The sequence below is a fragment of the Acinetobacter sp. RW6 genome (genome assembly GCF_041956835.1).
In the GTDB taxonomy this organism is placed as follows: domain Bacteria; phylum Pseudomonadota; class Gammaproteobacteria; order Pseudomonadales; family Moraxellaceae; genus Acinetobacter; species Acinetobacter calcoaceticus.
The window spans coordinates 2,232,529-2,252,351 of record NZ_CP167121.1; the positions used below are offsets into that span (position 1 = coordinate 2,232,529).

At 42.6% G+C, this 19,823-nt stretch carries 18 protein-coding genes and 2 pseudogenes; 15 read left to right on the forward strand and 5 right to left on the reverse strand.

Annotation, left to right across the window (positions count from 1 at the left end; translation table 11 throughout):
- Positions 1 to 8 precede the first annotated feature (8 nt).
- Positions 9 to 1,355 (reverse strand): MFS transporter, encoded by a 1,347-nt coding sequence (locus ACB088_RS10630; RefSeq protein WP_375036916.1) that lies wholly within the window; start codon positions 1,353 to 1,355, stop codon positions 9 to 11.
- Positions 1,356 to 1,732: 377 nt separating this feature from the next.
- On the opposite strand from ACB088_RS10630, the pseudogene ACB088_RS10635 reads away from it, so the two are divergent.
- Both ACB088_RS10635 and ACB088_RS10640 read left to right on the forward strand, forming a co-directional pair.
- Positions 1,733 to 2,062 (forward strand): annotated as a pseudogene (locus tag ACB088_RS10635) (SUMF1/EgtB/PvdO family nonheme iron enzyme); the annotation flags it as partial.
- 2 nt (positions 2,063 to 2,064) lie between these two features.
- A pseudogene (locus ACB088_RS10640) lies at positions 2,065 to 2,328 on the forward strand (outer membrane porin, OprD family); the annotation flags it as partial.
- 222 nt (positions 2,329 to 2,550) lie between these two features.
- Here the strand turns inward: ACB088_RS10640 and ACB088_RS10645 are convergent.
- Positions 2,551 to 3,048: a winged helix-turn-helix transcriptional regulator gene (locus tag ACB088_RS10645; protein ID WP_375036917.1), complete on the reverse strand. Its 498-nt coding sequence runs from the start codon at positions 3,046 to 3,048 to the stop codon at positions 2,551 to 2,553.
- A gap of 228 nt (positions 3,049 to 3,276) precedes the next feature.
- Between ACB088_RS10645 and ACB088_RS10650 the strand changes: the two genes are divergently transcribed.
- From ACB088_RS10650 to ACB088_RS10675, 6 genes are all read left to right on the forward strand, one after another.
- On the forward strand, positions 3,277 to 4,260 hold the full coding sequence (locus ACB088_RS10650) for an MBL fold metallo-hydrolase (RefSeq protein ID WP_375036918.1): 984 nt from the start codon (positions 3,277 to 3,279) through the stop codon (positions 4,258 to 4,260).
- A gap of 8 nt (positions 4,261 to 4,268) precedes the next feature.
- The gene (locus ACB088_RS10655; RefSeq protein ID WP_375036919.1) at positions 4,269 to 5,162 is read left to right on the forward strand and encodes an alpha/beta hydrolase; all 894 of its coding nucleotides are present in this window, start codon (positions 4,269 to 4,271) and stop codon (positions 5,160 to 5,162) included.
- A 60-nt stretch (positions 5,163 to 5,222) separates the two neighbouring features.
- Positions 5,223 to 5,633 carry a hypothetical protein gene (locus tag ACB088_RS10660; protein ID WP_375036920.1) on the forward strand — a complete coding sequence of 137 codons (411 nt, stop codon included), beginning with the start codon at positions 5,223 to 5,225 and terminating at the stop codon, positions 5,631 to 5,633.
- A 268-nt stretch (positions 5,634 to 5,901) separates the two neighbouring features.
- Positions 5,902 to 6,522 carry a flavin reductase family protein gene (locus ACB088_RS10665; protein WP_375036921.1) on the forward strand — a complete coding sequence of 207 codons (621 nt, stop codon included), beginning with the start codon at positions 5,902 to 5,904 and terminating at the stop codon, positions 6,520 to 6,522.
- A 525-nt stretch (positions 6,523 to 7,047) separates the two neighbouring features.
- The gene (locus tag ACB088_RS10670) at positions 7,048 to 8,124 is read left to right on the forward strand and encodes a Rieske 2Fe-2S domain-containing protein (RefSeq protein WP_375036922.1); all 1,077 of its coding nucleotides are present in this window, start codon (positions 7,048 to 7,050) and stop codon (positions 8,122 to 8,124) included.
- A gap of 12 nt (positions 8,125 to 8,136) precedes the next feature.
- Positions 8,137 to 9,081 carry a PDR/VanB family oxidoreductase gene (locus ACB088_RS10675; protein WP_375036923.1) on the forward strand — a complete coding sequence of 315 codons (945 nt, stop codon included), beginning with the start codon at positions 8,137 to 8,139 and terminating at the stop codon, positions 9,079 to 9,081.
- Between the two features lie 42 nt (positions 9,082 to 9,123).
- On the opposite strand, the gene ACB088_RS10680 is transcribed toward ACB088_RS10675, so the two are convergent.
- From ACB088_RS10680 to mhpT, 3 genes are all read right to left on the reverse strand, one after another.
- Complete coding sequence (locus ACB088_RS10680) at positions 9,124 to 9,816, reverse strand: GntR family transcriptional regulator (protein ID WP_375036924.1); 693 nt, start codon at positions 9,814 to 9,816, stop codon at positions 9,124 to 9,126.
- 110 nt (positions 9,817 to 9,926) lie between these two features.
- Positions 9,927 to 10,382, reverse strand: a complete 456-nt coding sequence (locus tag ACB088_RS10685; RefSeq protein ID WP_309949692.1) for a MarR family transcriptional regulator — start codon at positions 10,380 to 10,382, stop codon at positions 9,927 to 9,929.
- Between the two features lie 70 nt (positions 10,383 to 10,452).
- Positions 10,453 to 11,685 carry a 3-(3-hydroxy-phenyl)propionate transporter MhpT gene (mhpT, locus tag ACB088_RS10690; RefSeq protein WP_375036925.1) on the reverse strand — a complete coding sequence of 411 codons (1,233 nt, stop codon included), beginning with the start codon at positions 11,683 to 11,685 and terminating at the stop codon, positions 10,453 to 10,455.
- Positions 11,686 to 11,933: 248 nt separating this feature from the next.
- Here mhpT and ACB088_RS10695 point away from each other — a divergent pair, with 248 nt between their 5' ends.
- The 7 genes from ACB088_RS10695 (at position 11,934) to ACB088_RS10725 (ending at position 19,800) form a co-directional block, all read left to right on the forward strand.
- Positions 11,934 to 12,773, forward strand: coding sequence for a p-hydroxycinnamoyl CoA hydratase/lyase (locus tag ACB088_RS10695; protein ID WP_375036926.1), 840 nt, complete (start codon positions 11,934 to 11,936; stop codon positions 12,771 to 12,773).
- A 37-nt stretch (positions 12,774 to 12,810) separates the two neighbouring features.
- Positions 12,811 to 14,262, forward strand: coding sequence for an aldehyde dehydrogenase (locus tag ACB088_RS10700; protein WP_375036927.1), 1,452 nt, complete (start codon positions 12,811 to 12,813; stop codon positions 14,260 to 14,262).
- Between the two features lie 82 nt (positions 14,263 to 14,344).
- Positions 14,345 to 16,231, forward strand: coding sequence for a feruloyl-CoA synthase (locus ACB088_RS10705; RefSeq protein ID WP_375036928.1), 1,887 nt, complete (start codon positions 14,345 to 14,347; stop codon positions 16,229 to 16,231).
- Between the two features lie 75 nt (positions 16,232 to 16,306).
- The gene (locus tag ACB088_RS10710; protein ID WP_375036929.1) at positions 16,307 to 17,446 is read left to right on the forward strand and encodes an acyl-CoA dehydrogenase family protein; all 1,140 of its coding nucleotides are present in this window, start codon (positions 16,307 to 16,309) and stop codon (positions 17,444 to 17,446) included.
- A gap of 81 nt (positions 17,447 to 17,527) precedes the next feature.
- On the forward strand, positions 17,528 to 18,778 hold the full coding sequence (locus ACB088_RS10715) for an OprD family porin (protein WP_375036930.1): 1,251 nt from the start codon (positions 17,528 to 17,530) through the stop codon (positions 18,776 to 18,778).
- Between the two features lie 55 nt (positions 18,779 to 18,833).
- The gene (locus ACB088_RS10720; RefSeq protein WP_375036931.1) at positions 18,834 to 19,370 is read left to right on the forward strand and encodes a DUF3237 domain-containing protein; all 537 of its coding nucleotides are present in this window, start codon (positions 18,834 to 18,836) and stop codon (positions 19,368 to 19,370) included.
- A 40-nt stretch (positions 19,371 to 19,410) separates the two neighbouring features.
- Positions 19,411 to 19,800: a PaaI family thioesterase gene (locus tag ACB088_RS10725; RefSeq protein ID WP_375036932.1), complete on the forward strand. Its 390-nt coding sequence runs from the start codon at positions 19,411 to 19,413 to the stop codon at positions 19,798 to 19,800.
- Positions 19,801 to 19,823 lie beyond the last annotated feature (23 nt).

Sequence of the window (19,823 nt, forward strand, 5' to 3'; positions counted from 1 at the left end):
TTAATGGTTTAAGGTGCTGTTTTAAGCGAGTAATTTTGCTCTTTTTTACTTCGGTAAAAAGCGCTGCCCAGACTTAAAATCAGGAAAATAGCTAAAATAAAGACCACGCCGTAATAGGCATAAAGCGTTGCAGGTGCGATACCTTTATCCAGAAAAATACCTGCAATCGTTGGCGATAAAATTGCCCCGATACGACCAAAACCAATGGCATAACCCACACCGCGACTACGGATTTCAGCGTCATAAATTGTTGGAGAAATAGAATATAAACCTGCCACACAGCCATTAATAAGTGTGCCGAGTAATAACCCCACCATGAGTGCAACACTCACTTGAGCAGACACTGCAACAAATAGGAAAACACAAGCAGACGTTAGCCCTAAAAATAGGCTTAAGGCATAGAAAATTTTTATGCGTGATGCGAGTAAACCAATAATAGCCGCACCGAAAATACCGCCAATACTAATTAAAATACCGGTACTTACACCTTGCTCTGGTGACATTCCCATTGAAATAAGAATTTTTGGCGTCCAGCTCATGACAAAGTAAAAGCCAAACATCACTAAAAAGAATGCAAACCACAGACAAAGTGTTTGAAATCCCAATTGTCCGGCAAATAATTTGCTCAGTTCACTACCATTTTGCGTGCTCATTTTTTCATAGCGTGGCATAACTGGTAGTTCGTTTAGCCCCATACGATTTACAGTTGCATTAATTCGTTCCAATGCCTGTTTGGGTCTTTTCGCTAATAAATAATCTAAAGATTCAGGTAATAACCATGCACTGATCAGCAACATTGCAATGGTGGTGATTCCACCCGCTAAAAAGATTGAACGCCAACCTAAATGCTCAATCAATGCCAGTGACAATACCCCACCGAGTGTGGCGCCAATTCCATAACCTGTAGACATTAAACTAACCGCAAGACTACGCCAGCGAGCATTGGCATATTCACTTGCTAGCACATTACTGCTGGCAAGAATACCGCCCACCCCTATTCCGGTAATAAACCGAAGTACTGCCAACATGCCGTGGCTTTGTACAAAAGCACAGCCCAACATACTAAGACCTGCAATCACAAGACAAACTAAGATGAGTAAACGGCGACCGATTTTATCGGCTAGAGGTGCGAGAAAGATTGAACCAGCAGCCATTCCAAAAAGGCCTGAACTAAGCAACAAGCCAATTTGTGCCCCTGAAAGTGACCATTCTGCTGACACCGACGGTGCGGTAAATGCCATCACCATCACATCAAAGCCATCAATAATATTGAGACAGATACAAATCAAAATAACAAACCATTGGTATCGGCTCATGTTGTTTTGATTGATCTCACTTAGAACGTCTCTTTCCATTTGTGTATCTCCCTTGGATCAGACATACACACGACATTGCTATATAAGCAATTGGGTGGTTATGCACATCCGTATCCATAATGACCTAGAGGAATATTTGTTTTTTAGAGCATCCTGCTCTTTTTCTATACTGAATATTTGGATCCAAAAAATCAACTAAAATTATAAATCGATTATTAAAAAAACCCATAAATACATAAATACATAAATTATATAATTATAAAATTATTAAAAATCTCAATTTAGGATGAGTTAATATTTGTATGGATCCATAAAAAATCTATTATGATCAATTCCAGAGTGTTTTTTTAGCCAAAAAAGCTCAGTTCATTTTTATGGAATGCAAGATGCATTTATGAAACTCAAAAGAGTAAGCCAACTTACATTCGGACTTTTTTGCCGATGCAGAGAAGCAAGGCGGTGCGGCTATGTTTGTACAATCCCCAGTATCCAGCCAGTTGAAGAATTACAATGGTAATGTATGGGAATGGACACAAACATCCTACACAGGACCAAGAGATCACCATATAAGAGATCCATCAAAATATCAGCAAAGCCATGAACAGATTTTGCAATACACGATTAAAAGTGGGTCTTATTTATGCTCAACCAATCATTGCGCGTGTTATCGTGCTGCCGCTAGGCATCCACAGGAACTCGACCTTGCAACCAGCCATGTCGAATTTAGGACAGTAAAACAGATTTAAAAATGAAATATATTTTTATTTATGGGATTTTATTCTCAAAGACAACCCCTGCTTTCTTTTTAACCAACAGTACAGTAGATCCTAATTTTCAAAATACGCTCACACTAAAAATATTCAACTTTGAAAGACATCATAAAAACAATACTAGTCCTGACACTCATTGCCTAATCTAAGGCTTGATCTATCGTGGTGACTGATCAACCAAACTTAATGATGTTCAGCCACACCTCAACCCCAGTATTCAATATGCCTATTGCTTAAAGGCCTAATTAATGGTCCTTAACGGTGTTCAGACATGCATGATCCACGATGTTACAACAGAGCCCGACTACCGTGTAAAAATCAAGGTTAACCAAGTATTTTTGATTCGTTGTGTAATTCAGGTTCAAATTAGGCTCATGGCAGAAAATAGTTGAGAGTTCCATCCATTCACCAAGATTCATAACTCTCACTATATCCTGCAAATCAGCATTCGCACGTATAAACGATTAGGTCCTAAGCAGAATAGCGACTGCATCCCTGTTGTCAGCCTGATGCTCATCAGATGCTGAACGCTCTGGACGTGGTATACCGAGATGAAGGTAACGTAGTTCATCCATAAAGGCATTCCAAAGTGAAGGTCCACCCTTTTCTAGAAGCTCAGCACGCAAAGACGCTTCTTTGCTCGGATTTGTATGTCGAAGACCCCAGACGGCCATTTGTGCTAGCAGAGGAACTAACTGTATGGCCTCTTCGGTAAGGCTATAGATAAATTTTTGCTGATGATTCGGATCTGGACAGCGTGTCAGAAGATTAGAGGCAGTCAAATGCTTCAAGCGGCTTGCAAGAATGTTCGAAGCGATACCCTCTTTGTTTTGTTCCAATAGCGCACCATAGCTTCGTCTATTTTCGAACATGACATCACGGATAACGATTAAGCTCCAGCGATCACCGATTTGTTCAAGTGTCAAATTGATCGGACAACCCGATCGTCTTGTCTGTAACACAGGTATTTTTCCTTTACTTCATTTTTCCACTTGCATTATGCAAGTTGTGGAGGTAATCTTCAACCACTTGCAAAGTACAAGTGGTTATATTTTTACTGTCTCATAGAAAAATTAGCCATGTGTGCGACTACAAAGGTGGCAACAACGATATGCCAGGATGAGTTGGCGTCCCGCTAAAGATCATGACGTATGTATGAATGCCCCACTACAAAATAGTTAGGAAATGCTATGAAATTCTCAAACCTTACTTCAAGTACTGTGCTAGCTGTATCATTAACACTTACTAGTACCATTGCTGTTGTAACACCCGCTCAAGCCGCTGCACCGATGCAACACAAACAGGTCCCGGGCTTCTATCGCACTATGATTGGCGATTATGAACTCACTGCTCTGTATGACGGTGGCGCTAGTATTGACTCAAACCTTCTGCATGGTGACCCGAAGCTCATTCAGTCCCTTCTAGCACGCTCCTTCCAAAACGACCCCAAGAATGTTTCTGCCACTGTTCAAGGCTATCTCGTAAATACTGGTTCTAAGCTAGTTCTCATTGATACTGGTGCTGGAGGACACTGGGGTCCCGCTGCATTAGGCAAACTCGTGCAGAACTTGAAGGCATCCGGTTACAAACCAGAGCAGGTTGATCTAGTGCTGTTAACTCATCTTCACGGTGACCATGTTGGTGGTATCTACAAGGATGGGAAACGCGTCTTTCCGAATGCCACTGTGATGATGAACAAAGCCGATGCCGACTTCTGGCTATCGAAGGAAATTATGGCTAAGGCTCCTGAAGATGCAAAAGTTTTCTTCAAAATCGCACAGGATGGTGCTGCACCTTACATCGCAGCAGGTAAATGGAAACCTTATAACAGCATGGACCAAATCATCCCTGGTATTACACCGTATGCTATTCCTGGCCACACGCCTGGTCACACAGGATACATGATTTCTTCTAAAGGTCAGTCATTGCTGGTCTGGGGCGATGTAGCTCATGTTGGTGCAGTCCAAATGCCTCATCCAGAAATCAGCATCGTCTTTGACTCAGACAGCGCATCGGCTGTCAAAACGCGTGAAGACCTTCTTGTGAAACTCGCTACGGATAAAACGATGATTGCCGCAGCCCACATGCCGTTCCCTGGCCTAGGCCGTATTCGCAAGGCCGACACTGGTACTGGCTACGACTGGGTGCCAGCGACTTTTCTTGATTTGAAGTGAGCAGAACTATGACCTACGATTCATCTTCCATCCGCAAGCTCCGCGAAGCGATGTTCGCCTTCGAACTTGAGCATCCCGTTAGCAACATCGAGACGCTCCGTTTCAGTATGGAGAAAATTTCGGAAGCAAACCCGCCAGCAGCGGACCTAATAGTCGAGCCGATTGAGCTTGGTGGTGTAGCTGCGGTGGCAATTACGGCTCCCGGCGCATCTAAAGAACGTATTATCTACCATCTCCATGGTGGAGGCTGGGTGGCTGGTTCTCCTGCCTCGCATCTGGGCATGCTCGGAGAGCTCTCTCGAGCAGCAAAGTCTCAGGTCATCGTTCTAGACCATTCAAAAGCCCCCGAACACCCATTCCCTGCATCCTATGACGAGTCGATCCGCGGCTACGAGGCTATACGTGCGTTTGGGAAGCCATTCGCTGTTTCTGGAGATTCCAGTGGCGGTGGCATGGTTGTCAATATTCTTGCCTACGCGTCCTCGAAGAGCCATAAAGACGCACGAGCAGTTCTACTCATTAGCCCATGGGCAGACTTAACGCTGACGCTACCATCGTTAACGCAGTTGGCTGATCGCGACCCAATGGTAAATATAGGTGCGATGCGGGAAATGGTCGAAGCTTACGCAGAAAACCATGATTTGAAGGATCCGATCATCTCGCCAATGTTCGCAGACATGCACGGCTTTCCTCCATTGCTCATCCATGTAGGAAGCGATGAAGTACTTCTCGATGATGCGCTTGAAATTGACCGCAAAGTGCGTGCGGCTGGCGGCGAGTCACACCTTGAGGTTTGGGCGGAAATGCCACATGTTTGGCACATTCAAACAGCATCTTTACCTCAGGCACATGACGCATTGCAGAGAGCTGGTGAATTTCTCATAGAGCACCTTGAAAAATAAAAGCCGCAGACATGTTCTGGGGAATATTGAAATGACTACTGACCAACTTAGGAGATTCTAATGACTACTACCATCAACTCGCTGGGAACAGCATGGATGCAAATCGTCAAGAAGAAAGGAACGAGCGATTTCGCGGAGTCGTTCACTGCTGACGCTAGCCTTCAGACCTCAGCCCTCAGCAAGGCCGTGGTCGGCCCGACACTCATTGGGGCATTCTTTACAGCAACGAGCACGATGTATGAAAACTTTGTGTTCACTGCGGAGACGGTTGACGGTGCTAAGACATACCTTGAATGGGATGCCATCCACGGTGGCAAGCCGATCACTGGCATCACCATCCTCACTCGGAATGAGACTGGCCTCATCAACAACATCAAACTCTTTCAAAGTCCTTTTCCCGTTGTTCGTGAATTCTCAGCGGGCCTCAAGGAGCAGCTCGAAGGAACACTCGGTCAAGACTTCTTTAGTTAAGGAAGAAAAAACACCTTTATTGGCTGATTTAAAGAAGTAAGAAAAACAAATCTGCCCTGTTCTTGAAAACAGGGCAGCAAAATTGACTTGAAACGGATGTCTCGTTCGTTTATCTGGCATGAGACTTACGTAGCTCCGATCTGAAAACCACTCCCTGAACAGGTTCGGGATATGAATATAATAACCTTCGGCTCTGGTGTTGCGAACGCACACCAAGCTAAAGGCAATGGAAACCGCGTTCCTTACACCTGTTTAAAAAGAGGAAACTATGACTGACTGGCATTCTTATGACCCAGCGCAAGGGCATTCTCTGCGTCACGATCCGCTTAACGCTATCGTCGCTCCGCGACCAATCGGCTGGATCAGTACAGTCTCTAACAACGGAGTGCACAACCTTGCGCCCTACAGCTTCTTTAACCTGTTCAACTACAAGCCACCTATCATTGGCTTTTGTTCGCTTGGTAAGAAGGACTCACTCGCCAACGTGCGTGAAATTGGTGAGTTTGTATGGAATCTGGCGACTCGAGAGCTCGCCGAAGCAATGAACACCTCCTCTGCTATGGTGCCTATTCAAGTCGATGAGTTTGAGTTGGCTCATCTGGAGGCATTACCCTCTGACAAGGTTCAGCCATCACGCGTAGCTGCTAGCCCGGTGCAGTTCGAGTGTGTCGTCACTCAGATCATACAGCTTAAAGCACAAGACGGCATGAGCCTGCCAGCTTGGCTAGTGTTAGGTGAAGCACTAGCAATCCATATTGACCGACAACTAATCAAAGACGGAGTGTACCAAACTGCGAAGGCTCACCCGATCCTGCGAGGAGGCGGCCCCGCTGACTACTTCGAAATCGGTGAGGAGCAGCTCTTCACGCTTGAACGACCAGGTAATTAACTTGGCATAAAGTACGTATAGAGATTCAACACCTACCACCTAATGGCATCTGGAAGCTTTTCGTGGAAATCCATTCCTGTCTGCTAAGCAAGCTTGACGTCAGATCGACGATTATCGGCGCGCGATGAGTTTCATTGAAAGTCATCGGTTTATGGGGCACAAGTTATGCTGGCAGGCATGCGCTCGTGCTGGATGTAACAGATCATCACTAATAATATCCCCCACATCTTGAAGTGCAGATAAGCTATCTTTTGCATTTATAACAGCTTCTCAATACACTTTTAGCTTTTAAATCATCATCCTCCATAATGGCTTGACCACAGTCATTATGGATCCAAATAAAAGCTAATAAAAATTTCGACCATAAAACTTAAAAGAAATACAAAAGCCCTAAAGAACTTTAAAAAACATACACAATAACCAACTTTAAAGACCAATATTTTTTAAAAAATATACTGCTTATCAATTGACCATTATTTTTATTTATTATAAATTGGATCCAATAAGTGATAAGGAGTCGTCACAATGTTTATTAAAAATGCATGGTATGTAGCCTGCCGCCCAGAAGAAATCCAAGACAAACCGCTAGGTCGCACCATCTGTGGTGAAAAAATTGTTTTTTACCGTGGTAAAGAAAATCAAGTTGCAGCCGTTGAAGATTTTTGTCCGCATCGTGGTGCCCCACTTTCACTGGGTTATGTCGAAGATGGAAACCTCGTGTGTGGCTATCATGGTTTAGTCATGGGCTGTGATGGAAAAACTGTTTCAATGCCAGCTCAACGTGTAAATGGTTTCCCTTGCAACAAAGCATATGCAGTTGTTGAGAAATTCGGCTTTATTTGGATATGGCCAGGCGAAAAGGCATTAGCAGATGAATCAAAACTCCCAACTTTAGAATGGGCAGATCACCCTGAATGGAGCTATGGCGGAGGTCTGTTTCACATTCAATGTGACTATCGCCTCATGGTCGATAACCTGATGGATTTAACCCACGAGACTTATGTTCACTCAAGCAGTATTGGTCAAAAAGAGATTGATGAATCATTGCCAGTGACCAAAGTAGATGGCGACCATGTCATTACTGAACGTTATATGGAAAATGTGATTGCACCTCCATTTTGGCAAATGGCATTGCGGGGTAATCACTTGGCAGATGATGTACCTGTTGACCGTTGGCAACGTTGCCACTTCTTTGCGCCAAGTAATGTCCACATTGAAGTCGGTGTGGCACATGCTGGACATGGCGGTTATGACGCACCAAAAGACAAAAAAGTTTCGTCAATCGTGGTCGATTTTATTACGCCAGAAACTGAAACTTCACACTGGTATTTCTGGGGAATGGCGCGTAACTTCCAGCCTGACAATGCAGAACTCACCGATCAAATTCGTGAAGGCCAAGGCAAAATCTTTACTGAAGATTTAGAAATGCTTGAGCAACAGCAGCAAAATATTTTGAATAATCCACATCGCAAGTTACTGATGCTTAACATCGACGCAGGCGGTGTACAGTCACGTAAGGTGATTGACCGACTACTTACCGAAGAAAATAAAACGCCTCCTGAAACATCCGCACAGAAATTTCCAAACATCCGGATTATTTAAAGGAGTATGAACATGGACGTTATCATTCAAAAAATTCACCAGCTTACCCCCACCATTCGTGCATTTGAGCTGGTTACAGCAAATGGTACAGAGCTACCGAGTTTTGAAGCAGGCTCGCATATTGATGTGCATCTTAAAAACGGCCTAACCCGTCAATATTCAATTTCAAACTGTTGCAGTGAAAAACATCGTTATGTAATTGGTGTTTTACATGATGCTAACTCACGTGGTGGCTCACGTTGCATCCACACGGAATATCGTGAAGGCGACTATTTAAAGATTGGTGAACCACGTAATTTATTTGAAATTCATTCTCAAACAAAGCAGGCGGTTTTATTTGCTGGCGGCATTGGTATTACCCCTATTTTGTCGATGGCGTATCAGCTTAAGTCGGCCAATATTCCTTTCGAATTACACTACTTTATCCGTAGTCATGAAATGATTGCCTTCTATGGCAACTTAACCGAGCACTTTGGTGATCAAATTCATTTTCATATTCAAGATCAGCCAGACACCGAATGTAATATGGCAGCGGTTTTAGGTCAAAATTCACCAGATAGACACTTATATGTATGTGGTCCTACAGGATTTATGCAGTTTGTAATGAGCTCAGCCGAACAAGCAGGTTGGCACAGCGAGCAATTACATCAAGAGCATTTTGTCGCACAAAAAGCAGATATTTCCAACAATGAAGCTTTTACCATTGAAGTTAAAGGTACGGGTCGTCGAATTGAAGTATTGCCAGAACAAACTGCGACTGAAGCATTAATTGCAAATGGGTTTGATATTCCTATTTCGTGTGAACAAGGCATTTGTGGCACATGTATTACCCGCGTTGTAGAAGGCACGCCAGATCATCGTGATATGTTTATGACCGACGACGAACATGCACTTAATGACCAGTTTACGCCCTGCTGTTCTCGTGCAAAAACCAAAAATCTTGTGATTGAGCTTTAATTCTTAAGTTCCTTTATTCAAAATAAAGGAACTTATTTCATCTTAAGCGCTTAAAACATTTCTTAGCGTTTCCCCTAAAATCACCACACTACTGTGCTCACGCATTAAAGTTTCAGCACGACCTGCCTGACGATGTACCAATGCATCAAAAATAGAACAATGCTGTAAATGTGCATAGTGCAAACGGCGATATTCCGACAAAGCTTGCTTCTCATCATAGGTAATGGCTTGGGCTGAAGCCATCGGCAATTGATTGTTTTTTGCTAGAGCTTGTATGAGCGCAACATTTTGCGCGCCCTCAATAATCGTGTCATGAAAAATGACGTTAAAATGGTGATAACGTTCCAGTTCGGTATCGCCAAACTCGTCTTTTTCATCAAAGAGTTTTTCAGTTTCTTGAATGCAATGTTGCAGCGTCTTTTTCTGCTCTTCGCTTAAGCCTTGTTCTGCCAAAGTTTTTGCAGCCAATCCTTCAAGCACACCTCGAACTTCGAGTGCATCATGAACCAGTTGTTCTGAAATTTCACGGACGGTGTAGCCACGGGTTGGGTTCTTGATGAGGAGACCTTCTTGTTCGAGCAACCGAAATGCAATACGAACAGGCTGTCTAGAAACCCCAAGTAACTCAGCAGTGGGAATCTCTGCAATTCTGGCACCACCTTCAAGTTCCCCTGAAATAATCATTTTTCTTAATTTAAGTAATACTTGTTGCCCTGAAGACATTTGCTGCCACACATTGTCAAAAACGTCACTTCGATGCTAACAACTTCATTTGCAAAATGAAATAAATTTTCTGTGTGAATCAGTGCTTAGGTATTTAGCTCAACCTAAACAAGCTCATTCATTTAAAGGTTTTTAAGATTATTCACCATGATATCGAGGTTATTACGAATTAAATAAGCCAGATTGATATCAATGCCTTCAAGCATTTTCTCTTCAACTTTTAATACAACTTCATTGCATTTATTAAGCTTATCAATGCCGCTTTCGGTCAGTGTAATTAAAATACGGCGACCATGCGTAGGATCAGGTTTCTTTTCAATCCAACCATTAACCAGCAAATCTTGCAGAATTTTATTGGCAGATTGCGGCTTTATGAAAGAACGTTCAGCAAGTTTTGCATTGGATACATTACTTTTTGAAGCTAAAACAGAAAGTGCCGTAAATTGTGGCAAGGTAATTTCAAGCTCTTTTAAATGCTCTGTTAAATGTTTACTAATAATTCGGTCAACACGAGCAATCATGTAACTTAACTTAGGCTCATCTTCTATTTTTTTCTGAACTAAATTCGAACGTACCATAACCTTTCATTCATCATAAGAAAATCTGTAATGAAAGTATGAGGCTCTAACCCCATACTTTCGTTAAAACTTAGCGAGCACCTGACCTTTGTACTAAATGTACAGGCTGTTTAGGTTTTTTGACAAGAAGTAATGCAGAGATCGCTGCAATTAAGATCACAGGAATGCTTGAACCAATCACAATAGTCGAGCTTTGTCCAAGTGAGAGTAAAAAACCAGCCATTAAAGGTCCAGCAAAAGAACCAATACGCCCAATTGCAACCGCAGCACCAACTCCGGTTCCACGCATTTCAGTCGGGTAATACATTGCGGCTAAACCGTACAATGCCGATTGTCCGCCTACAATAAATAAACCACAGCCGACTGCCGCAAGCGCCAGTAATGCAACAGTTGGAGAAATTGCCAAGCAACAAAGTGAGAATAAAATGCCTAGATAAATCAGCTTAATCACAAAACTCATGCGTACTTTATCAAGCAATACACCCATTAAAATTGAACCTAAAATTCCACCAACGTTGTAGCCCATCTGTACATAATTTGCTTGTAGCTTCGATAAGCCTTGCGCTCCCATCAGCAGTGGCAACCAGTTCAACAAGAAGTACAGCACTACTAAGGTACAGAAAAAACTTACCCAAAGCTGAATAGTCGACATGCGGCGTTCTTTGGCAAATAAAACCTCAAAGAATGGAGTCGTTTTTTGTGCTTGAACTTTACGTTGCAGGTAATCATTTGACTCAGGTAAAAAGCGCATGATGAGTGGAATTAATAAAATAGGCGCAATACCACCAATATAGAAAATATGACGCCACTCTGCATCACCCGCCAACGACATGGCAACCACAGAAGTCAGTAATCCACCAAAAGGAATGCCGCTATACATGACACTTACCGCTTTGCCCTTGTGCTGGTCAGGCACAGCTTCAGAGGCAAGTGTAATCATCATCGGGAGCGCCCCACCCATTCCTAAACCGGTACAAAAACGAATGAGCAATAACAAACTAAAGTTGGCAGCATAGGCCGTCAGCAAAGACATAATTCCAAAAAGCAGAATACTAAAAATCAGAATTTTCTTACGCCCAATAATATCTGCAAATCTGCCGCCTAATATTGCACCCGGTAGTGTTCCTAAAATTGCAGCACTAAATGCCCATGCCATCTGGCCATTGTCCAACATAAACTCAGCCCGCATTCGTGGAGCGGCTACCCCCATTGATTGAAGATCAAAACCTTCAAAAATTGCGATTGCAAAACAAAGTAGTAACGTAATCTTTGCTCTTGCAGACTGTCCTAATATCTTTTCCATTGTGTTGTCCTTTATTGACTAGTCGTTCCATTTAGCCCTTTGTGTATTGTTATTTAAACACACCAAAAATATCAGTTAAACTTACTAAAAAATCAACATATTTTTATATAAAATTATTTATTAAATTAATTTTTATTTAAAATACAATAAATTATAAAATAATTATTAAATTTTAGAAAAAAGACTTGAATGTAAGTTTAACTGATATTAAATTAAATCTCAGAACATCACAAAATCATTCAAGGAGTATGAAGATGACTTATGAAAATCGCTGGGAAACCGTAGATGTTAAAGTTGAAGATGGAATTGCTTGGGTCACACTAAATCGCCCAGAAAAGAAAAATGCCATGAGTCCTACACTCAATCGTGAAATGATTGATGTGCTTGAAGCCATAGAACTTGATCAAGATGCACGTGTTTTAGTGTTAACTGGTGCAGGTGACTCATGGACAGCAGGCATGGACTTGAAAGAATATTTCCGCGAAGTCGACACTCAACCAGAAATTTATCAAGAACGTATTCGCCGTGACTCATGTCGTTGGCAGTGGCAACTTCTTCGTATGTATTCAAAACCAACCATTGCCATGGTTAACGGCTGGTGTTTCGGAGGCGGTTTCTCACCATTAGTGGCTTGTGATCTTGCGATTGCAGCAGATGAAGCAACCTTTGGTTTATCTGAAATTAACTGGGGTATCCCACCAGGCAACCTTGTAAGCAAAGCAATGGCAGATACCGTAGGTCACCGTGCAGCTTTGTATTACATCATGACGGGTAAAACCTTTAGTGGTAAAGAAGCCGAGACCATGGGACTTGTGAATAAAAGCGTACCGCTTGAACAGCTAAAAACAGAAGTGACTGAGCTTGCAAATTGCCTACTTGAGAAAAACCCTGTAGTGCTTCGTACCGCTAAAAATGGCTTTAAACGTTGCCGTGAACTGACATGGGATCAAAACGAAGATTACTTATATGCCAAACTAGATCAATGTATCCATCGTGATACTGAAAATGGTCGCCAAGAAGGTTTGAAACAATTTTTAGATGAAAAATCAATTAAACCGGGTTTACAGAGCTATAAACGTACTGGTTAACTTTTGATTCTTTAATGGCAATGTAAGGACACAACCCATGCAAAATGTACAGTTACTAATTCACGGTCAATCTGTTGATGCATCTAATCAGGCAACTTTTGAACGTATTAGCCCAATTGATGGATCAGTAGCAACTAAAGCTGCTGCTGCAACATTAGAAGATGTTGATCGTGCAATCGATTCGGCACAACAAGCTTTTAAAGTGTGGTCGAAACTCTCGCCTACCGAACGCCGATTACGCTTATTAAAAGCAGCCGATTTAATGGACCAAAAGACCGAGCAATTCATTGAAATTGGAATGCAAGAAACAGGTTCAACTGCCACATGGTATGGGTTTAACGTTCACCTTGCTGCCAACATGTTACGTGAAGCAGCAGCAATGACCACGCAAATTGACGGAAGCCTGATTCCATCAGATGTGCCAGGCAATCTTGCCATGGGTGTGCGGGTTCCTTGCGGTGTCATTGTTGGCATGGCTCCTTGGAACGCCCCTATCATTTTAGCAACACGTGCGCTTGCTATGCCATTGGCTTGTGGGAACACGGTGGTGTTAAAAGCATCGGAGGCTTGTCCGGCAACACATCGTCTGATTGGTGAAGTATTATACAAGGCTGGGCTTGGTGAAGGTGTGGTCAATGTGATTACCCATGCAGCCGAAGATGCACCACAAATCGTGGAGCGCTTAGTGTCTCATCCAGCCGTGAAGCGCATTAATTTTACGGGTTCAACCAAAGTCGGAAAAATTATTGCCGAGACTGCTGCTAAATATTTAAAACCAGTTTTACTCGAACTTGGTGGCAAAGCCCCTGTCGTGGTTTTAAACGAGGCCGACATTAATGAAGCAGTAAATGCCGTCGCTTTTGGAGCGTTCTTTAATCAGGGGCAAATTTGCATGTCGACCGAACGTGTTTTGGTTCAAGACAAAATTGCCGACCAGTTTATTGAAAAGCTCATTGAGAAAACACGTTCTATTCAGGCGGGCAACCCAACCTCGAAAGAAAATGCACTCGGTGTTTTAGAAAGTCGCCGTGCCGCAAACCGTATTCAGCATTTACTTGAAGATGCCCAAAACAAAGGTGCAGACTTACCTTTAGGCATTCATATTGAAGACACCACCATGCAACCGACGTTGGTGCTCAACATTAAACCTGACATGTTGCTTTACCGCGAAGAATCATTTGGGCCTGTATGCACAGTTCAACGTTTTTCAAGCATTGAAGAAGGTGTAGCACTGGCAAATGACAGCGAGTTCGGTCTTTCTTCGGCAGTGTTTAGCCAAAATATTTCGCAGGCATTGGAAGTGGCTAAACAGATTGATTCGGGTATTTGTCATATTAACGGCGCAACCGTGCATGACGAAGCTCAAATGCCATTTGGTGGTACAAAATCGAGTGGTTACGGACGATTTGGTAGTAAAGCCTCTATTGGTGAATTTACCGATTTACGCTGGATCACCATTCAGACCCAATCACGCCATTACCCGATTTAGTCGGGTTAATGCGAACAACGACATATTAAATAAAAATTGCATGATGCAAAAAAATAAAGCGCAGTGATGCGCTTTCCATGGAGTGAAAGAAATGCAAATGAATGCCACTCAATCACAAGACCGCGAACGGTTCGTAAAATTAGGGCAACATGATATTCATTATCACCATAAAGATGACACGCTCTATATCAGCCCAAAAGAGCAATTAAAACCGTATCCACAAAAACTGACAGATCGGTTAATTCATTTTGCACAAACCAAACCAGACCATATTTTTGCAGCAAAACGCAATGCTCAAGGTGAATGGGTCAAACTGAGTTATGCAGAAGTTTTACAACGCGCATGGCATATTGCTCAGGCTTTACATGAACGTAACTTAAGCCAAGAAAGACCACTCATCATTTTAAGTGGTAATGATCTTGAACATTTAACACTCTCTATGGGTGCCATGCTGGCGGGTGTGCCTTTTTCAGCAATTTCCCCTGCCTACTCTCTTATTTCTCAAGACTTTGGCAAACTCAAACATGTGTTTGAAGTTCTCACACCTGGCTTGGTCTATGCCAGTGACGGTCAGGCCTTTGCCAAAGCCATTCAGGCATGTATTACATCCGACATTGAAGTGGTAACCAACAAGGGGCTTGTGGGCAATCAGATCTGCACGTCTTTTCAGTCGCTGTTAGATACGCCTGTTTCAAATGTTCAAGAGTTTTATCAAACCCTTGATGAAAACCAAATTGCCAAGTTTTTGTTTACCTCGGGTTCAACCAAACTCCCTAAGGCTGTACCGACCACGCATTTAATGTTGTGTGTTAATCAGCAAATGCTATTGCAGACTTTCCCTGAGTTTGAAGAAACGCCGCCTGTCCTACTCGACTGGCTGTCTTGGCACCATACGTTTGGCGGCAGTCACAATGTCGGCATCGCGCTCTATAACGGCGGTACGATTTACATTGATGATGGCAAACCCGTTGCAGGAAAATTTGACGAAACCATTCGTAACCTCAAAGAAATTTCTCCAACAGTTTATTTAAATGTGCCAAAAGGTTGGGAAGAACTGACCGAAGCTTTAGAAAAAGATGAGGAATTAAGAGACCGCTTTTTTGACAAAGTTAAAATTTTATTCTTTGCAGGTGCAGCACTTTCAGAAGCTGGTTGGAACAGGCTCGATAAAATTGCTCAGCAACATTGCGGAGAAAAAATTCGCATTATGAGCGGATTGGGTATGACTGAAACTGCACCATCTTGTGCTTTTACAACAGGCCCACGTGTGATGGCTGGCTTTATTGGTTACCCTGCACCGGGGTGTGAAATTAAGCTGGTTCCATGTGGTGACAAACTTGAGTTTTGTGTTCGTGGAAAACATGTGATGAAAGGCTATTGGCGCTTAAAAGCAGACCAACAAAGCACTGTGTTTGATGATGAAGGCTTTTTCCATACAGGTGATGCTGTTCGTTTGGTCGATATCAATGATCCGACTAAAGGCCTGATGTACGACGGACGAATTGCCGAAGACTTTAAACTCAATACGGGTACTTTCGTCAATGTGGGCACGCTTCGCAATAAAGTGCTCATTCAAGGTAATTTACTGGTTCAAGATGTCTGTATTACAGGTTCAAACCTGAATGCTGTTAGCTTTCTGATTTTTCCAAAATTAGAAACTTGTGCTCAATACGCAGGCCTTAAGCTTGGCGAGCATTCTGCAACAGAGATATTACAGCATCCTAAAATCCAGCAATGGTTCCGCCAATTTTTAACGACCTTTAATAAAGATGCGACTGGCAGTTCAAATACAGTCTCAATGCTTTATTTAATGACCGAACCACCTCAGCTCGATGCTGGAGAAGTGACCGATAAAGGCAACCTCAATCAAAGCAATATTACTAAACGTCGTGCAGCTTTAATTGATGAACTTTATCAAAAGCAGGCCGAAAACCCACTGATTATTCGGGTACCCACCTTAAAGCAATAAGCAATTGAAATAAAAAAGGAAGCTCAAACTTCGGTTTGGGCCTTAGCCTCACTTTTGCCTAAAAAAAGGTTCAACATGCCACACGATACAGAATTTGAACTATTTCGGGACAGCTATCGCAGGTTCTTAAAAGAACAGGTTGCTCCGTATTATGAACAGTGGGAACACGATGGCCTGATCCCACGTGATCTATGGCTTCGTCTTGGGGAAAATGGCTTTTTGTGCGTCGATGTGCCCGAAGAATATGGCGGCTATGGCGCTCCTGTTCATTATTCTCTCATGCTGGTTCAAGAAACTGCTCAAGCAGGTTTTGCATCGTTGGCGGTTGCAATTGGGGGACAAAACGAATTGGTCTCTCCTTACTTACAAAATATTGGAACTGAAGAGCAAAAACGCTATTGGTTACCCAAAATGGTGACAGGTGAAGTCGTGACTGCAATTGCGATGACAGAGGCCAATGCTGGCTCTGACTTACAGGCCATACGGACTCAAGCCATTTTAGAAAATGATCACTACCGTATTAATGGTTCAAAAACCTTTATTTCAAATGGTTTGCATGCCGACCTGATTGTTCTGGTAGCTAAAACCAATCCACAAGCTAAAGCAAAAGGTATTTCGATTTTACTAGTCGATGCCGCTTTAGATGGCGTTAAAAAAGGCCGTTCCTTACAAAAAATCGGACTACATGCCCAAGATACAGCCGAACTTTTTTTTGATGATGTTTGTGTGCCTACAACTCAGCGTTTGGGTGAAGAAGGACAAGGCTTTGCTTATTTAATGCAAGAGCTACCGCGTGAACGTTTGAGTATTTCTATGATGGCTTTGGGGTCAATTTTAGGCGCCATCGAAATTACTAAAGACTATGTGCTCGAACGTAAAGCTTTCGGGCAACCTTTAAGCCAAATGCAGAACACGCGGTTTGTTCTCGCAAACGCGCAAATCAAAGCCAAAGCCGCCCAAGCTTTTGTAGACCAATGTGCAGCGCTATATCAACAACACCAATTAAGCGTCACTCAAGTTGCCGCATTGAAATGCTTTATTACCGATGCTCAATGTGAAGTGATTGACCAATTACTTCAGCTTTTTGGTGGCTACGGTTACATGCAGGAATACCCGATTTCACGCTTTTTTGTGGATGCACGGGTACAAAAAATTTATGGGGGAACCAATGAAATTATGAAAGAAATCGTTGCCCGAGAACTGCTCGGAAAATAATTCGATTTAAAAACCAGACAAGGCAGACACAACAACCATGCCTTGTTGAAAACAAGAAATGATATTTCAGGAAGAAATGCTATGTCGAAATTATGGATGTACTCTACCCTTATGCTCTCAGGATCGGTCTGGGCGGGTAGTTTTATTGACAACAGTTCAGTAGAACTCACCACACGAAATTTCTATTTTGACCGCGACTACCAAGAGCAATCTGCTTACCCTGCTGCCAAGGACTGGACACAAGGTTTTATTCTTAAAGCCAATTCAGGTTATACCGAAGGGACTGTCGGTTTTGGGTTGGATGTACTTACAACGGCAGGCTTTAAACTAGATGCCGATGCCGAGCATGGAGGTACAGGAAACTTACCTAGAGACACGCGCACCAACGAGCCTACCGACTCTTATGGGGAAATTGGCGTCACAGCAAAAGCGAAAATGAGCCAGACTGAGCTACGCATAGGTACTCTAATGCCGATGAACCCAGTTTTAGTGGCTTCACCTGCTCGTTTGCTCCCTCAAACCTATCGAGGAATTTCACTTACTAGCAAAGACATTAAAAATTTTGATTTACAGGCAGCCTATCTGGATAAAGTGAATCATCGTGATTCAACCAACTATGAAAAAATTAAAATTTCAGGGGTGAATAGACGGTTTAAAAGTGCCGAAACTGACGTACTCTATTATTTAGGTGGGAACTATCAGCTTGATCCAGCAATCAAACTCACAGCGTTCTATATGGATGTTGATGATCTTTATAACCAAACCATGGTCGGCGCATTACATCAACACAAAATTAATGACACTACTAATCTTAGCTCGCAGTTACGCTACTACCGCAGCCGAGATGATGGACAAGCAAAAGCTGGTTTAGTCGATAATGACCTTTATCATGCTCACTTTGAGTTAAAACATCAAAACCATAAGTTTATTTTTGGAACCTTCCAACATCACGGCGACACCGCATTTCCGTATTTGACCGGAGGTGAAACAGGCCTGTTAATTGATACATGGCCGGGCGAGTTTTTAAACCCAAAAGAAAAAGCCTATAGCTTCCGCTATGAATACGACTTTAAAGATTATGTACCGGGTTTACGTTTCATGACCCGTTACACCACAGGTCATAATATTTATGCACCCAACTTAGGTGGAACCAATCTAAAAGAACGCGAAACAGACTTTGATTTAGGCTACACCGTTCAAAGTGGCTGGTTAAAAAATTTAGGGCTACGCGCGCGCTATGCAATGTATGACAACAACATGCTTTCCACTGCCAACATCAAGCCTGTAAACGAAACTCGCATCAACATTGATTACACATGGAAATTTAAATAAATCATAAAGAGGTTCTGTTGCACATAGAACCTCTTTTTATTTTGGGAAATCAATCATGAAGAAAGTTGTAACGCTACTCTGTGGAATGAGTCTGATTGCCCTGACTCATGCCGAAACACAATATAGCCCGCCACCTATTCAGCTTGAGCCTTTAGCAAAATTTAGTGTGGATTTGAATGCACCTGTTTGGGAGTTAGGTGCCACGAGTGACGCAGGTAAACGCCGAATTATTCCCATTACAGGTGGGACATTCGAAGGGAAATCACTTAAGGGCCGCATTTTAAATAATGGCGCAGATTGGCAGATTGTCGACAGCAAAGGACTAGCAATTATTGATACGCGATATTTGTTAGAAACCGATGACGGTGCACTCATTTATCTTCAAACCAAAGGTTACCGACATGGCTCTGCAGAAACACTAAAACAGCTTGCTCAAGGCAAAGATGTCGACCCGAAAAACTACTATTTCAAAATCACCATGCAGTTTGAAACCAGCTCACCTAAATATTCATGGCTTAACCAGACCATTGCAGTAGGTAGTGCAATGCGTTTGGGCAAAGCAGTTATTTATGATGCCTACACCCTGAAATAATAATTTTTTATAACACTTACAAAAGGATGGACCCTTCATTATGGATCAAAAAAATTTAGAACACTTACCGCCAATTCATCATCATTTGGGTGGACACAATATCCATTGGAATGAAAAAAATACTGAACTCAGCATCCACTACACAGCCATAGAAAGCTTTACCAACCCGCGCGGCACCGTTGAAGGTGGCATGATCTGCGCCATGCTCGACGATGTGATGGGCCTTTTTGCATTTCTTGCCAATGACCGTAAACCTGCCACCACCATTAACTTAACCATGGATTTTTTAAGACCCTGTGCTGTAGGCGAAGTTATTACTAAATGCCGTTTCATTAAACAAGGCAAAACTGTACTGAATCTCGAAAGTGAAGCTTGGCAAAACAACAAAATGATTGCACGAAGTACAGCTAATTTTCTGGTTTTAGATTAATTGCGACCATTCATTCAATAAGG

Bases quoted from the DNA above. Each gene is read 5' to 3' on its own strand.
- ACB088_RS10630 (WP_375036916.1), bottom strand. From the start codon at position 1,355: ATGGAAAGAGACGTTCTAAGTGAGATCAATCAAAACAACATGAGCCGA.
- ACB088_RS10650 (WP_375036918.1), top strand. From the start codon at position 3,277: ATGAAATTCTCAAACCTTACTTCAAGTACTGTGCTAGCTGTATCATTA.
- ACB088_RS10655 (WP_375036919.1), top strand. From the start codon at position 4,269: ATGACCTACGATTCATCTTCCATCCGCAAGCTCCGCGAAGCGATGTTC.
- ACB088_RS10660 (WP_375036920.1), top strand. From the start codon at position 5,223: ATGACTACTACCATCAACTCGCTGGGAACAGCATGGATGCAAATCGTC.
- ACB088_RS10665 (WP_375036921.1), top strand. From the start codon at position 5,902: ATGACTGACTGGCATTCTTATGACCCAGCGCAAGGGCATTCTCTGCGT.
- ACB088_RS10670 (WP_375036922.1), top strand. From the start codon at position 7,048: ATGTTTATTAAAAATGCATGGTATGTAGCCTGCCGCCCAGAAGAAATC.
- ACB088_RS10675 (WP_375036923.1), top strand. From the start codon at position 8,137: ATGGACGTTATCATTCAAAAAATTCACCAGCTTACCCCCACCATTCGT.
- ACB088_RS10685 (WP_309949692.1), bottom strand. From the start codon at position 10,382: ATGGTACGTTCGAATTTAGTTCAGAAAAAAATAGAAGATGAGCCTAAG.
- mhpT (WP_375036925.1), bottom strand. From the start codon at position 11,685: ATGGAAAAGATATTAGGACAGTCTGCAAGAGCAAAGATTACGTTACTA.
- ACB088_RS10695 (WP_375036926.1), top strand. From the start codon at position 11,934: ATGAAGATGACTTATGAAAATCGCTGGGAAACCGTAGATGTTAAAGTT.
- ACB088_RS10700 (WP_375036927.1), top strand. From the start codon at position 12,811: ATGCAAAATGTACAGTTACTAATTCACGGTCAATCTGTTGATGCATCT.
- ACB088_RS10710 (WP_375036929.1), top strand. From the start codon at position 16,307: ATGCCACACGATACAGAATTTGAACTATTTCGGGACAGCTATCGCAGG.
- ACB088_RS10715 (WP_375036930.1), top strand. From the start codon at position 17,528: ATGTCGAAATTATGGATGTACTCTACCCTTATGCTCTCAGGATCGGTC.
- ACB088_RS10720 (WP_375036931.1), top strand. From the start codon at position 18,834: ATGAAGAAAGTTGTAACGCTACTCTGTGGAATGAGTCTGATTGCCCTG.
- ACB088_RS10725 (WP_375036932.1), top strand. From the start codon at position 19,411: ATGGATCAAAAAAATTTAGAACACTTACCGCCAATTCATCATCATTTG.